The sequence below is a fragment of the Bacillus cereus group sp. MYBK15-3 genome, from assembly GCF_051916765.1.
Classification (GTDB): Bacteria; Bacillota; Bacilli; order Bacillales; family Bacillaceae_G; genus Bacillus_A; species Bacillus_A cereus.
The window spans coordinates 725023-737909 of sequence record NZ_JBQAHG010000002.1 but is presented as its reverse complement, the minus strand read 5'-3'; the positions used below and the strand labels follow the sequence as shown (position 1 = coordinate 737909).

Below are 12887 nucleotides of genomic sequence, written 5' to 3'. Positions count from 1 at the left end.
ATTCACTCTCCTTTAACTCTCTCAAATACGACACCATGTGCAATTGTTGGAATCGTTTCCTTCTGTTGCATCATCATCGGGCTTAATAATGCACCAGTCGCAACGACAAAAATTCGTTGTAAATTCCCTTTTTGCATCTCGTGTAATAAATGGCCATACGTAACAACTGCTGAACAAGCGCAACCACTACCACCTGCAAACACTTCTTCTTGACTTGATTCATAAATCATCAATCCACAATCATTGTATATATGCCCAAGATCATAACCTTCCTCAAGTAAAAGTTGTTTCGCAATCGGCGTCCCAACAGCTGATAAATCACCCGTAACAATCAAATCATAATCATCGGCACTTCTTCTTAAATCTTCAAAATGTTGTTGAATTGTATGAGCTGCTGCTGGAGCCATCGCTGCCCCCATATCCAAAGGATTTGTAATTCCTAAATCTTGCACTTTTCCGATAGTAGCTGACGTAATTTTAATTGCACTTTTTTCATTGCTAATTAATATAGATCCTGCACCAGTCACAGTTGAATTTGCTGTCCCTGGTTTTTGCCCACCGTACTCTGTTGGATAGCGAAATTGTCTTTCAGCCGTTGCATTATGACTGCTTACTGTAGCTAAGACACGATTTGCAAATCCACCGTCTATAAAAGCTGAGCCAACTGCTAAAGTCTCCATAGACGTTGCACAAGCGCTAAACATTCCTAAAAAAGGAATGCCCCACTTACGCGCAACATAATTTGCTGTCACTGTTTGATTTAATAAATCTCCCGCTAAAAAGAAATCAATTTGCGATGTTTTTATATTCCCTTTTTGCACTGCTTGTTGAATTGAGTCTGACATTAATCTTCGTTCGGCGAGCTCCCAATTTTCTTCTCCACAATGCAAGTCATCATATGAAATATCAAATTTTTTCCCAAGAGGGCCCTCAGCTTCTTTCGGACCGACAGCAGTACCCGTTGCATTCACATATATATCATTTTGAAATACCCACGTTTGTTTTCCGGTCAACCTCATACTAGCCCCTCCTTTAAGACATAAAAATTTTAAAGGTATACCTTATTAACCCAATGACATATGCACCAACAACCCCAAATACAATCACACTTCCTGCCAGTTTAAACATATTTGTAGCAATCCCTAGAACAACCCCTTCGCTCTTATGTTCTAAGGCAGCGCTCGCCATAGAATTTGCAAATCCCGTTACCGGTACCGCTGATCCTGCTCCAGCAAATTGACCGATTTTATCATATACACCACACCCTGTTAAAATCGCGGATAATAAAACAAGGGTTGCAACAGTTGGGTTTCCTGCCTCTTGTTCACTGAAGTGAAAATAATGTATATAAAATTTCATCAATACTTCTCCAACTGTGCAAATGAGTCCACCTACAAGAAATGCTTTGATACAATTTAGTAAATAGTTTGGCTTTGGATGATACTCCTTCACTTTATTTATGTAATCATCCTTCAATTTCTGACTTGTCATTTATATACTGCCTCCTACTTTACGAAATAAATCCAGTGAAACAACGATCCTATTACTTTCCCAAGTACAAGGGCAACGAGTAAAACAATAATCTTCCCCTCTACCCCTACTCGTTTCGCTAAAATAGGCAGAACATTTAACACCTCTGTTAATGCCGCAGCAAGCATTCCAATGAACGTGCCACAAAATATCCCTAATATAACGAGCCAATATTGCGACGTTTGAAATGTAATGTTTTTCAAACTGCACCAAGCCCCTGTTAAAGTACCTGCAATGACTGCCCACTCAAAATATTGAATATGCTTTCCACTTCTCGTTAATTGGGCTAAACGGGGGATTATACCAAGTACAGCTAAAAATGCGACATATCCGCTACCTACCGCAATCCCTCCAGCTAAACCAATTAAAATAACAAATCCAGACTCAATCATCGGTAAGTTGTTTCATATTATCCTTGTTTTCATTAACGATTACATACTGATCAAGTGACTGTTGGTATTGAAACATCTCAACTTCTAGCGGACTCGGCTCTTCATTAATTCGCTTTTGAAATACATGATTAAAGAATAAAACCATCCCTAAGCCAAGACCTAAAGAATAAGGAATTTGAAATAAAAGTGGTTGCGCATTAAATTCTCCAGTAATCATGTAATATAACCGTTGATGTACTTGTTGCATACTTACATCTTCATGGAAATAAATGATCGCAAGGGCCGCTCCAATGAAAAGTAATAGCCATACAAGCCCGAAAAAAATTGGGTGTGTCTTCTTTTTTTCGTATATAATTTCAACAAGAGTTTGTCCAGAACCGAGTAAATTAATTTGTAGATGAGATGCTTTCTGTTGAATAATCTCAATTACTTTCATAACATCAATTACAACATGCGTCTTATCATGCGCTGTTATTTTGTAAACTATCTCATTTTGTAACAACTCAACTACGGAAGAATCTCCGGCAAGTTGAGCAACATCGCCCAGCTTTACTTCATAAGTAGGAGAAACTTTTAAACGATTGCGCATTTTAATATAAATCGTTTGTTCCAACTTTCATTCACCCCTTCACTCTTCCTCGTAGTTGTAGTATGGTTATTGAATTTTTTTCTAATACAATTTTTTCATAAAAAAACATCTGCACCATTTCGGTACAGATGTTTTTTACTTATGCCTTTTTCTTAAATAAGTTTGCAATACTTAATGCAAGCCCTCCCCAAATGACTACTATTCCAATAACCATCATCATAATTGCTGATCCACTCATTATGAAACACCTCGATCTTTCCATTCTTTTTCAAGCTTGGCAGAATCCGAATGTATTTGTGCATTCCATTTCTTTAGACTAATAATTAGCGCAACAATAAGGAAGGCTGCTGCTATCGACCAACCATACGTTACAACAAACTCAGTCGGATAATCTCCATAATTCTTTTTAATATTTTGGATTGTACCATCAATTAGCATATACCCTAACATAAGCGGAGTAATAACGAGTAAACTCACTCTCCAAAACATTCCTAATTTAATATCAGATACAAAGTTTGCATGATTTTGATAAACTGGTAAACGACGTAAAATGAGCCCTATCGTCACTACTTCCGCAAGTGCAATTGTAATTAATCCGAAATTATTAGCGAAATAGTCGACAACATCTAAGAACATAAGCCCACCACGTGTTGCAAATACAAGAGAAACTAACACGAGAAGGGTTCCCATAATTCCAATGGTTTTTTCCCGACTTAAACTGAATTTTTCAGATACAGCGGCAAAACATACTTCCGCGAGTGAAATAAGTGATGTGATTCCAGCAACCGTTAACGATAAGAAAAATAATACACCAAACAACGGTGACATCGGCAATTCATTAATAATTTGCGGAAATACTACGAACGCAAGCCCAACGCCAGCACTTGCTACTTTATCAACCGGTACTCCCATATTATTCGCCATAAATCCAAGAGCTGCAAAGACCCCAATACCTGCTAATAATTCAAATCCTGAGTTTGCAAATCCAGTAATAAAGGCATTATTTGTTGTATCCGAGTTTTTCGGTAAATAACTAGAATACGTAATCATAATTCCAAATGCTAAAGATAAACTAAAGAATATTTGACCATAAGCAGCAAGCCATACTTTCCCATCAAAAATACGACTCCAATCTGGTTTAAAGAATGCATCTAGTCCTTGCATAGCACCTTCCATCGTCACTGCACGAACGACGATAATAAGGAACATAACAACTAATAAAGGAATAAATATACGGTTAACAACTTCTATTCCTTTTTTAACTCCTTTAAATGCAACGCCAAGTACAATAATCCAAACGAGAGCTAATGGAATTAATACTTCCGGTACAAGTCCTCCAAATTGCCCTGGCTTATCTGCAACATGTAAGTACTCTTTAAATAAAAATGATTGCGTGTCTTTTCCCCATGCTCCAGTAATTGCAAAGTATGTATACGATATAGACCAAGCAATAATCACTGCATAATATGTTGAAACGATAAATGTTACGCACATTTGCCACCATCCAATAAATTCGGCACGCGGGCTAATACGGAAAAATGTAAGTGGTGCTGAACCACGATGACGATGACCAAGGGCAAACTCAAACGCTAACAATGAAATACCAGTCGTTAATAATGCAAATAAGTACGGTAAAAAGAATGCTCCTCCTCCATTTTCATACGCTGTATAAGGAAAACGCCATATGTTTCCTAATCCAACGGCAGATCCGACCGCTGCAAAAATAAATCCAGCTCTCGTTCCCCATTGTTGCCTCGTTTCCATGTTTCCTTCCCCCTTTATGACAAGTTCATACTTGGATTATATTTTAAATTAACTAAATTATCAATAAATTCTGTTAATTTTTGCGAAAATTAACATCTCTCTCCTATTAACGGCATAAAAAAATCGAATAGACAATTATTCGTCTATTCGATCTTTCATCTGTTTTAATATTTTCTTTTCAAGTCTTGAAACTTGTACTTGCGAAATGCCTATGCGCTCTGCTACTTCTGACTGTGTTTGATCTTTATAGTAACGCAAGTATACAATTAAGCGCTCTCGTTCATCTAGTTCTCTAATCGCTTCTTTTAAAGCAATTTTATCGAACCATTTCGTTTCAGATTGATCTGCAATTTGATCTAAAATAGTGATTGGATCTCCATCGTTTTCATATACAGTTTCATGTATAGACGAAGGGGCCCGGCTCGCTTCTTGTGCTAGAACAACTTCCTCTGGCGTTAGTTCTAGTGCCTCTGCCACTTCATTAATCGTTGGAGCCCTTCCGAATTCTTTCGAAAGCTCATCTCTCATCTTTCGAATTTTGTTTCCTGTTTCTTTTAAAGACCTACTAACTTTCACTGATCCATCATCACGTAAGAAACGTTGTATTTCACCAATAATCATTGGAACTGCATATGTTGAAAATTTCACGTCGAAAGATAAATCAAATTTATCTACCGATTTCAAGAGCCCAATACATCCAATTTGAAATAGGTCGTCTGGTTCGTATCCTCGATTAAGAAACCGCTGTACAACCGACCAAACGAGGCGCATATTACTTTGAACGATTGTATCTCTCGCTCGTTGATCTCCATCTTGACTTTTTTGAATTAACGCTTTTAGCTCGTGGTCCTTTAACTGAGGTTTCTTCTTCTCATTTTTGACCTCTATGTCCATAGGCTATTCTCCTTAATTGCATAGAGCGTTACTATTTGATAAGTATTTTGTCAAATGGATTGTTGTCCCGAAAGATTCGTTTGAAATAACTTCTACTTCATCCATAAAATTTTCCATGATAGTAAATCCCATTCCGGAACGCTCTAATTCAGGTTTAGTTGTAAAAAGGGGTTGTCTCGCTTCATCTAAGTTAAAGATTCCAATCCCTTCATCTCGAATCGTGAGTTTCACCATTGCTTCTTCCAAAATTACAGAAATATAAACAATACCTTCTGCATTTCCTTCGTATCCATGAATAATTGCATTTGTAACCGCTTCTGACACAACTGTTTTAATCTCCGTTAATTCTTCCATCGTTGGATCTAGTTGTGCAATGAAAGCCGCTACTGTAACGCGAGCGAACGATTCATTTTGACTTAATGCTGAAAATTGAAGGTTCATTTCATTTCTCATCTATGCCACCCCCAACGTCGCGAGCGCGTGCGCTTCACTTTCTTCTAAGCGAACGATTTTGAATAAGCCCGACATTTCAAATAAACGCTTAACAGGCGGTGAAATTGCACAAACAACCATTTCTCCACCTAATCCCTTTACGTGTTTATATCGGCCTAATATAACACCTAGACCAGAACTATCCATAAAAGATAAGTTCTCTAGGCTCAAAACAATATGATGAACACCATGTGTCTCAATCATATCTGTTACTTTCGTTCGCAACTCTTCAGCCGTATGATGATCTAATTCACCCTCTAGTCTCACACATAGGACGTCACGTTTTACTTCTAATTGTATGGAAAGACTCACACGATTTCCTCCTTATGCTCAAACTTTACTTATTCACATACATAAAGATTTTCGTGATACAAAATAAGAATCCTTCCTGCTGACAAAAGAAGAACTATTTCGTCATAAAGTGAAACCTTTCAGCATTATTCACTTACATACGAATAGAAAAGCGGCAAAATATTTGCCGCTATTTTGATGTTGAAAACATCCCAAAACTTCTTTTAAATAACTCCCACCAGCTCGCTGCAGCAACATCTTCTTTTGCTACAATTGTTTGTTTTAATAAAACATCTTTATCTTTTTTAATAACAAGTGTACCAAGCGCGTCACCTTTTTTAATCGGTGCTTTTACTTTCTTTTCAGCAATTACTTCTTGTTTTACCTTGTCCATATTCTCGCCCTTCTTCATAAGAAGAGAAACATTATCTGATGCAACTAAATCTACTTTTTCTTTTTTCCCTTTCCCTACTTGAACTGTCTTAATTTTTTCGCCGCGCGTATACAATTTCTTTGTCATATATTGACCAAATGCGTAGTCAAGAAGCTTCGTCACTTGGTTGTTCCGTTCTTTTGATGTTGGTGCTCCCATGACAACTGAAATGACACGCATGCCATTTTTTTCAGCCGATGCTGTTAAACAATATTTCGCTTCTGTCGTAAAACCTGTTTTTACTCCATCTACGCCAGGATAAAAACGTACTAGCTTATTCGTATTAACGAGCCAAAACTTTTTATCCGTATCTTCACGTAAATAATCTTCGTACTTACCTGTGTATTTACGAATAAGTGGATACTTCATCAATTCTCTCGCCATTATAGCCATATCATTTGCTGTCGAATAATGGTCTTTGGCCGGAAGACCTGTTGGGTTTTGAAAATGTGTATTTTTCAGCCCTAGATCTTTCGCCTTTTTGTTCATCATATTTACAAATCCTTCTTCTGAACCTGCGATATGCTCGGCTACTGCAACAGATGCGTCATTTCCAGATGCAATTGCAATACCCTTTAACATCTCGTTTACAGTCATCTCTTCCCCAGGTTCTAAAAAGATTTGCGATCCACCCATTGAAGCTGCATGTTCGCTCGCTCTAACTTTATCGGTCAGTTTTAGTTTTCCTTTTTCAACTTGTTCCATAATTAAAAGCATTGTCATAATCTTTGTCATACTAGCAGGTGGTAATTTTTCATTTGGGTTTTTATCAAATAAAACTTTACCTGTATCTTGCTCAATTACGATTGCTGACGACGCTTGTTCCGCTAACTTCGGTGTTGTTTCTTCTGTTTTCTCCTGCTTCGTTTTCTCAGATTGTGCGAAACTCACTGAAGTTCCAGAAAGCAATAACATGAAACAAACAAGTATTCCAAAAACTCGCTTCATGACTAACCCTCCATTCTATATCAGACCTATTTTTTCCAATTTACCTTTTTTTAATACCAAATTTTTCTAAAATTTTCAGTTGACAAATACATTCGTCCCCTATATTGTATTAAGTGTATTACATACAGTAGTACACTTAATACATATGAGGAAGGAGACATTGCTCTTGCATATTCAACTTGACCCAAGAAGCAACACTCCGATATGGGAACAAATTGTTCAAAATATAAAAGAACTCGTATTGAAAAACATGTTGGCTCCAAGTGATAAACTTCCTTCTGTACGCGAACTCGCTTCTTTACTCGTTATAAATCCAAATACAGTGAGTAAAGCGTATCAAGAGTTAGAGCGACAAGGAATTATTGAAACGTTACGAGGAAAAGGAACATTTGTATCCCAATCGATTACCCCAACATTAGACGAAAGGAAAATCGCTATGGTTGAAAAGCAATTTCATCAATTACTATTAGAAGCCTCTTATCTTGGTATTACGAAAGATAAAATTCATGATTGGATAGATTCATACTATAAAGAGATTGGAGGGAATACGGATGTTGAAAGTGACAAGCTTGAAGAAAACAATTGATAATCAAACAATTTTAGACGATGTTTCTTTCACATTGCAAAGAGGGAGTATAATCGGATTACTCGGAAGAAATGGCGCGGGAAAAACAACTTTATTGCGAACGATGGTCGGTATTTTAGACCCAGACGAGGGAACTGTTACATATGAAGATACAAACATTCATCAGTTTCCTGAAATAAAGCAAAGAATTGTATATGTTCCTGATTCTACTAATATACTGAACGGCTATACGATAAAAGAAATCGTAAAGTTTTATAAAGAAGTTTATACCGCATTTGATGAAACACATTTCTATGAACTGTTAGAACATTTCAACTTACCAAATAAACGAATTCGTAGTTATTCAAAAGGAATGAAAGCACTGCTCGCCATCATTTTAGCCGTTTCTACAAAGGCAGAATATATCATTTTAGATGAACCGACAAATGGACTTGATCCTATCGTGAAAAGGAAAATTTTACAGTTTCTCGTTGGAGAAGTTGCAGAAAAAGAGATTACCATTTTCATCTCCACTCACCATTTAGATGAAGTAGAACAAATTGCAGATACAATTATTATATTAAAAGGCCATACTATCTCGTCTATTACATCACTAGACGATGCAAAATCACGATTTGCTAAAATACAAGTTGCTTATGAACGTTCACTACCTCAAAAACTAGAAAACTTAAGCAATATTAAAATATTAAATCAAACAGGAAAAGTATATACAATCTTAATCGAAGGAAATGTGGCTACAACACTGGAGAAGTTTTACAAAGAGCAACCTATACTTATTGAAGAATTAACAATGTCACTTGAAGATGTCTTCGTTACGACACTGGAGGAGGATGGGTATGTTTCATAAAGCGTTGTGGATGTGGAATTGGAAGCGTGGGAAATATGCTGCGTTACTTTTTCTCTTCAGTTCACTTTATTTTTTATCTTTCGAATACTATCAAGAAGCAGAAACTCAACAGTCTCTCTTTCTCCATCCAGAAAAAATAGGTGAAGAAAAGTTCTACTATCATTATTCTTTTTATTCTTCTAATTGCTTTTGGTTAGGTATTATTACAATTATCCTATCCTGTATATTAATTGGCTGGGAGCGAAGTAATCAAAATGGAGATTCACTTATGACATTTCCATTTAAAAGACGTGATATGTTCTTATCGAAATGGGTTTTTGGTGGATTTTTCATTGTACTATCATTTCTAATCAATTGGGGTCTTATGTATTTTATTTATAAATCTACGATTCACTTTGAATATCAATCTTTCGAACCATTTCATCGATATTTCCTGTACGCAATTTTCACATATATCGCTATCTATACTGTCTCTTTATGTATAGGTACATTTACTGGCAGTATTATTTCACAAAGCATCTTCAGCATTACTTTTTGCATAATGGGAATGGGAATCTTTTCACTCTTACTCCTTTTCTTTACAGCTCACGCTGAGGCAATACAGGGGAATAAAAGTTATACGAATTTCGAAAACATTTATAAATTCAATAAAAAGACCAACATTTCAAGCGCTATATTAGACTTTTCAATTAGTTATAATTACCACCCTACTGTCCAATCAGATGAAGATCATGGAAAAGTAATACAAAGGGGACCCACTTTTCATAGTTACTACTCTGCAAAAGTAATACTTGTTCCTATCTTCTATACTATTTCCAGCTTACTAATTGGTATGTTTCTTTATGCACGATCACCTAATGAACATAATAAGAAAATTTTCCTTTTTCCAAAATACAACTCACTCTGGATGTGGGGTACTACCTTTTATTTTGCATTAATAGGTGGGCAAATGTTAAAACGTTTTGATTTATTATTTAGTTACTATGTTGGATTCTTTTTATTTGGAATCGTCACTTATTTTATATTATCACGTCTTACAAACTATAAAGTTTTTTAAAGGAGAGATCCTATGTTTCAAAAAGCATTATGGGTGCATACCTACAAACAAAGTAAATATATTGTTTGGCTATTTTGGTTAGTAAGTTTTTATGTACTATCATATAAATACTATTTAGCAGCTGCCGAGCAATTAAAATATTTTCATGAACATAATGAATGGAAATATATATACCGATATAATTATCAACTTTCACTTCCCGATGCTATTATGGTTCAAGGAGGACTCCTTATTATATTAGCCTGTATTCTTATTGGATGGGAACGTCAAAATCAATCAAGTGACATTTTATGGTCTATGCCATTTAAACGAACACATCTCTTCATAACGAAATGGCTTTTTGGTGTGTGTAATATTGTAGCTATCGTTATACTAAATTGGGGACTTTTTGCTATTATGAAAAAGACAACCTTTCATAATAAGTATCAAATATTTTCACCATTTCATACTTACTTCTTATACATGGTTATTATCTTAATTGCTATATATACACTTGCATTATGCATAGGAACAATTGCTGGTAATATGATTTCACAAGGGTTTTTCAGTGTTGCTATACTTGGATTCCCTTTTATTTTGCCGACTCTAATTGCCGGGGCTATTTCTATTCATACGGTTGGACTTATTTCCAATCATCCCGTCTATACGGAGGAAAATGTAGATCGTTACGGTTCAGTAATAGAAAAAGTGAGTATTTTAGCGCCAGTTCGCGGATTCAATATTAATTTTAATTACGATCCTCAACGTGCTTATACTGATCAACAAGGCGTACGTCATGTTGAACCTAATTTTACGTATATTCCTTCAGCAACAAAACTTATCGGTCCAATCGTAAATATACTTATTCTATTACCTTTAGGAATGTACTTATATACAAGATCACCTAATGAACAAAACGGAAACTTTCTATTATATCCGAAGCTTAAAACACTATGTATGATATGTTGTGTAACCTTTATTGGAATGTTTGGAGGAATGGCAGCGGGCGGAAGTCATTCTATCGTAAATTATTATATTGGTTTTATAGGGACCAGTACGATAGTCTACCTACTATTATCTTGCTTATTAAAATTCAAATTTTCTTGGCGTGTGAAATAACCTCCTTTTAAAGGAGGTTATTTCACATTCTCTCTCCTATCCCCATACACCATCTCTTCTTTCATCCCAAATCCATCACCATTTTGCACAATTTGCTCTGTCGGTGCAACTACACTTTCAGCAATTTTCCATTCCCCACGCTCTTTCACAAATACTTGTAGAAAATAGTTCATGCCATCTAGTTGATATGCATTTTCTTTTTTCACATTATAGTGAATCGCAATGTAGTATACTTGAATGTTTTCTTTTCCTGCTTTTGATACGTATTGCGATAATCTCGGTATATAGAGGGCCGCTTTCTGAAAAGGTAGTTGTTTCGCTTTAACAAGCGATGAACTTGTTACATTACGTAATGTGTCCTGATTACGAATATTATCGCTATGGTGGAATAATACTGCGTTTTGCATAGAACGAACCCATAATTTCGAATATAAGACTGTATTATCGTTTTCAATGTACTTCACTTCTTTTCGTACCACTTGGATAGGTGTATCTGCGTACGTGAATGTTTGAAAATAGAAAAAACCACCAAATAAAATGGTAAGTGCAGCAATATATTTCATAATCTTTCCTCCGATCTTTTAATTAAAGTATCGGAGTTTCAAAATATTTTTATTCAAAAGAAAAAGGATAGGAATGCTTTCGCTTCCTATCCTCATTTATTATAATACGCGGCCAAATAGTTCTAAGACCATTTCTATTTCTTGGTCGCTCCAACCTTTAAATCTCTCTTTATAATATTCTTTACGCACAGCTTCAAGTTTTTCAGTTACTTCTCTTCCGTGCTCTGTAATTTCTAAGTACACGATTCGACGATCTGAATTAGAACGTTTTCTTTCTACTAATCCTTTTCGTACGAGACGATCTGTAACAGCTGTAATATGACTGGAGGTTACGTTTACTTCACTCGCAATTTGCGAAGCCATCTGTGGACTCTTTAAAAATAACGCACGTAATACAGAAAATTCATTATATGGCATATGTTCTGCAAAACGTGTATTAATATCATTTTGTAATAAACGTATCATTTTTCGAAATGATGCAGATAAATCTAAAATCAGCGTTTCTCTTTTTTCGTTCAATAGCCTCGTCCCTTTTTTATCATATTTACACATATTATAATCTATAAATACCTATGTTGTACATGCTTTCTTTCCTCAACATTCTCATTTCTGTAACTTTTTTCATATAAATTTCTTTTTTGTTCACACATATACATATAAAAAGGATGGTGATGGAAAATGCAGGGTGGAATGAATCCTTATTTACACAACGTACGCACAACTAATACTGGTAAAGAAGCTACTATTACTGTACAAGGCGAAGGCGTTGTCAAAGCAAAACCGAATGTTGTCATATTAACGCTTGGCATTCGAACAGATGATAAAAATGTAAAACAGGCTCAAGAAGAAAATGCAGTGCAATCCAAACAATTGCTGGATGCACTTAAACAGCTTGGTATTGCCGATAAAGATATAGAAACGATTTCTTATACGATTACTCCTCAATACGAATATGTAAATGATAAAGCATTGCTACAAGGATACCGTGTGGAGCATTTGTATGAAATTACCGTTTTAAATGTACAAAAAGCTGGGGAAGTATATGATATAGCCGTTTCAAATGGCGCAAATGTAGCAAAAGGGTTACGTTTCCGAGTATCTCATCCAAATAAATATTATGAGCAAGCTCTCATTCAAGCTCTGCACCAAGCAGTAGAAAAAGCTCGTGCTATTGCGAGTACATATAATTTAAATATTAATCCTGTTCCCCTCTCATTCGTTGAAGAATCTGCCCAATTACCACGGGAGGTTACGTCTTATGCTACTTTACATGCGCAAGCGGCCCCACCCATTCAATCGGGTGAATTAGAAATCATTTCATCCATACGGGCTATTTTTACGTATTTATAACGAATTCTCTTTACAAGTAAACGTTATCATTTTACTTGTTGTAAAAACATGAT

17 protein-coding genes are annotated in these 12887 nt (G+C 35.7%); 5 read left to right on the top strand and 12 right to left on the bottom strand.

Annotated elements, in window-relative coordinates; translation table 11 throughout:
• Positions 1 to 2 precede the first annotated feature (2 nt).
• The 10 genes from spoVAD to dacF form a co-directional block, all read right to left on the bottom strand.
• Positions 3 to 1019: a stage V sporulation protein AD gene (gene spoVAD / locus ACTFR8_RS12355; protein ID WP_001241163.1), complete on the bottom strand. Its 1017-nt coding sequence runs from the start codon at positions 1017 to 1019 to the stop codon at positions 3 to 5.
• Positions 1020 to 1032: 13 nt separating this feature from the next.
• Positions 1033 to 1491 carry a stage V sporulation protein AC gene (gene spoVAC, locus ACTFR8_RS12350; RefSeq protein WP_000203811.1) on the bottom strand — a complete coding sequence of 153 codons (459 nt, stop codon included), beginning with the start codon at positions 1489 to 1491 and terminating at the stop codon, positions 1033 to 1035.
• A 14-nt stretch (positions 1492 to 1505) separates the two neighbouring features.
• On the bottom strand, positions 1506 to 1922 hold the full coding sequence (gene spoVAB / locus ACTFR8_RS12345; RefSeq protein ID WP_000572936.1) for a stage V sporulation protein SpoVAB: 417 nt from the start codon (positions 1920 to 1922) through the stop codon (positions 1506 to 1508).
• Positions 1915 to 2535, bottom strand: coding sequence for a stage V sporulation protein AA (locus tag ACTFR8_RS12340; protein WP_000438366.1), 621 nt, complete (start codon positions 2533 to 2535; stop codon positions 1915 to 1917). The genes spoVAB and ACTFR8_RS12340 overlap by 8 nt, the downstream gene beginning before the upstream one ends.
• Before the next feature lie 115 nt (positions 2536 to 2650).
• Complete coding sequence (locus ACTFR8_RS12335) at positions 2651 to 2749, bottom strand: methionine/alanine import family NSS transporter small subunit (RefSeq protein ID WP_000016826.1); 99 nt, start codon at positions 2747 to 2749, stop codon at positions 2651 to 2653.
• Positions 2749 to 4275, bottom strand: a complete 1527-nt coding sequence (locus ACTFR8_RS12330) for a sodium-dependent transporter (RefSeq protein WP_100619290.1) — start codon at positions 4273 to 4275, stop codon at positions 2749 to 2751. The genes ACTFR8_RS12335 and ACTFR8_RS12330 overlap by 1 nt, the downstream gene beginning before the upstream one ends.
• 135 nt (positions 4276 to 4410) lie before the next feature.
• Positions 4411 to 5169 (bottom strand): RNA polymerase sporulation sigma factor SigF, encoded by a 759-nt coding sequence (gene sigF, locus ACTFR8_RS12325; RefSeq protein WP_000350731.1) that lies wholly within the window; start codon positions 5167 to 5169, stop codon positions 4411 to 4413.
• A 12-nt stretch (positions 5170 to 5181) separates the two neighbouring features.
• Positions 5182 to 5622: an anti-sigma F factor gene (gene spoIIAB / locus ACTFR8_RS12320; RefSeq protein WP_001243398.1), complete on the bottom strand. Its 441-nt coding sequence runs from the start codon at positions 5620 to 5622 to the stop codon at positions 5182 to 5184.
• A complete protein-coding gene (gene spoIIAA, locus ACTFR8_RS12315; protein ID WP_000058931.1) occupies positions 5623 to 5973 on the bottom strand; it encodes an anti-sigma F factor antagonist in 351 nt (116 codons plus the stop codon).
• Positions 5974 to 6142: 169 nt separating this feature from the next.
• Positions 6143 to 7333, bottom strand: coding sequence for a serine-type D-Ala-D-Ala carboxypeptidase DacF (dacF, locus tag ACTFR8_RS12310; RefSeq protein ID WP_000831998.1), 1191 nt, complete (start codon positions 7331 to 7333; stop codon positions 6143 to 6145).
• A gap of 166 nt (positions 7334 to 7499) precedes the next feature.
• Between dacF and ACTFR8_RS12305 the strand changes: the two genes are divergently transcribed.
• The 4 genes from ACTFR8_RS12305 to ACTFR8_RS12290 are packed head-to-tail and all read left to right on the top strand — an operon-like array spanning position 7500 to position 10921.
• A complete protein-coding gene (locus tag ACTFR8_RS12305) occupies positions 7500 to 7919 on the top strand; it encodes a GntR family transcriptional regulator (RefSeq protein WP_000548027.1) in 420 nt (139 codons plus the stop codon).
• A complete protein-coding gene (locus ACTFR8_RS12300; RefSeq protein ID WP_098481115.1) occupies positions 7885 to 8766 on the top strand; it encodes an ABC transporter ATP-binding protein in 882 nt (293 codons plus the stop codon). Before ACTFR8_RS12305 ends, ACTFR8_RS12300 begins: the two co-directional genes overlap by 35 nt.
• Positions 8756 to 9823, top strand: a complete 1068-nt coding sequence (locus tag ACTFR8_RS12295; RefSeq protein ID WP_000468527.1) for an ABC transporter permease — start codon at positions 8756 to 8758, stop codon at positions 9821 to 9823. Before ACTFR8_RS12300 ends, ACTFR8_RS12295 begins: the two co-directional genes overlap by 11 nt.
• 12 nt (positions 9824 to 9835) lie before the next feature.
• Complete coding sequence (locus ACTFR8_RS12290; protein WP_000486562.1) at positions 9836 to 10921, top strand: hypothetical protein; 1086 nt, start codon at positions 9836 to 9838, stop codon at positions 10919 to 10921.
• Between the two features lie 17 nt (positions 10922 to 10938).
• On the opposite strand, the gene ACTFR8_RS12285 is transcribed toward ACTFR8_RS12290, so the two are convergent.
• Together ACTFR8_RS12285 and ACTFR8_RS12280 are read right to left on the bottom strand one after the other, a co-directional pair.
• Positions 10939 to 11484, bottom strand: coding sequence for a hypothetical protein (locus tag ACTFR8_RS12285; RefSeq protein ID WP_000873778.1), 546 nt, complete (start codon positions 11482 to 11484; stop codon positions 10939 to 10941).
• A gap of 99 nt (positions 11485 to 11583) precedes the next feature.
• Positions 11584 to 12003 carry a MarR family winged helix-turn-helix transcriptional regulator gene (locus ACTFR8_RS12280; protein ID WP_001003305.1) on the bottom strand — a complete coding sequence of 140 codons (420 nt, stop codon included), beginning with the start codon at positions 12001 to 12003 and terminating at the stop codon, positions 11584 to 11586.
• A 159-nt stretch (positions 12004 to 12162) separates the two neighbouring features.
• Between ACTFR8_RS12280 and ACTFR8_RS12275 the strand changes: the two genes are divergently transcribed.
• Positions 12163 to 12834, top strand: coding sequence for an SIMPL domain-containing protein (locus tag ACTFR8_RS12275; protein ID WP_001161465.1), 672 nt, complete (start codon positions 12163 to 12165; stop codon positions 12832 to 12834).
• The last annotated feature ends 53 nt before the right edge of the window (positions 12835 to 12887 follow it).

Excerpts from the sequence above, each read along its gene's own strand:
- spoVAD (WP_001241163.1), bottom strand. The coding sequence starts at position 1,019 with ATGAGGTTGACCGGAAAACAAACGTGGGTATTTCAAAATGATATATAT.
- ACTFR8_RS12300 (WP_098481115.1), top strand. The coding sequence starts at position 7,885 with ATGTTGAAAGTGACAAGCTTGAAGAAAACAATTGATAATCAAACAATT.
- spoVAB (WP_000572936.1), bottom strand. The coding sequence starts at position 1,922 with ATGATTGAGTCTGGATTTGTTATTTTAATTGGTTTAGCTGGAGGGATT.
- ACTFR8_RS12330 (WP_100619290.1), bottom strand. The coding sequence starts at position 4,275 with ATGGAAACGAGGCAACAATGGGGAACGAGAGCTGGATTTATTTTTGCA.
- spoVAC (WP_000203811.1), bottom strand. The coding sequence starts at position 1,491 with ATGACAAGTCAGAAATTGAAGGATGATTACATAAATAAAGTGAAGGAG.
- ACTFR8_RS12290 (WP_000486562.1), top strand. The coding sequence starts at position 9,836 with ATGTTTCAAAAAGCATTATGGGTGCATACCTACAAACAAAGTAAATAT.
- ACTFR8_RS12285 (WP_000873778.1), bottom strand. The coding sequence starts at position 11,484 with ATGAAATATATTGCTGCACTTACCATTTTATTTGGTGGTTTTTTCTAT.
- ACTFR8_RS12335 (WP_000016826.1), bottom strand. The coding sequence starts at position 2,749 with ATGAGTGGATCAGCAATTATGATGATGGTTATTGGAATAGTAGTCATT.
- sigF (WP_000350731.1), bottom strand. The coding sequence starts at position 5,169 with ATGGACATAGAGGTCAAAAATGAGAAGAAGAAACCTCAGTTAAAGGAC.
- dacF (WP_000831998.1), bottom strand. The coding sequence starts at position 7,333 with ATGAAGCGAGTTTTTGGAATACTTGTTTGTTTCATGTTATTGCTTTCT.
- spoIIAB (WP_001243398.1), bottom strand. The coding sequence starts at position 5,622 with ATGAGAAATGAAATGAACCTTCAATTTTCAGCATTAAGTCAAAATGAA.
- ACTFR8_RS12275 (WP_001161465.1), top strand. The coding sequence starts at position 12,163 with ATGCAGGGTGGAATGAATCCTTATTTACACAACGTACGCACAACTAAT.
- ACTFR8_RS12295 (WP_000468527.1), top strand. The coding sequence starts at position 8,756 with ATGTTTCATAAAGCGTTGTGGATGTGGAATTGGAAGCGTGGGAAATAT.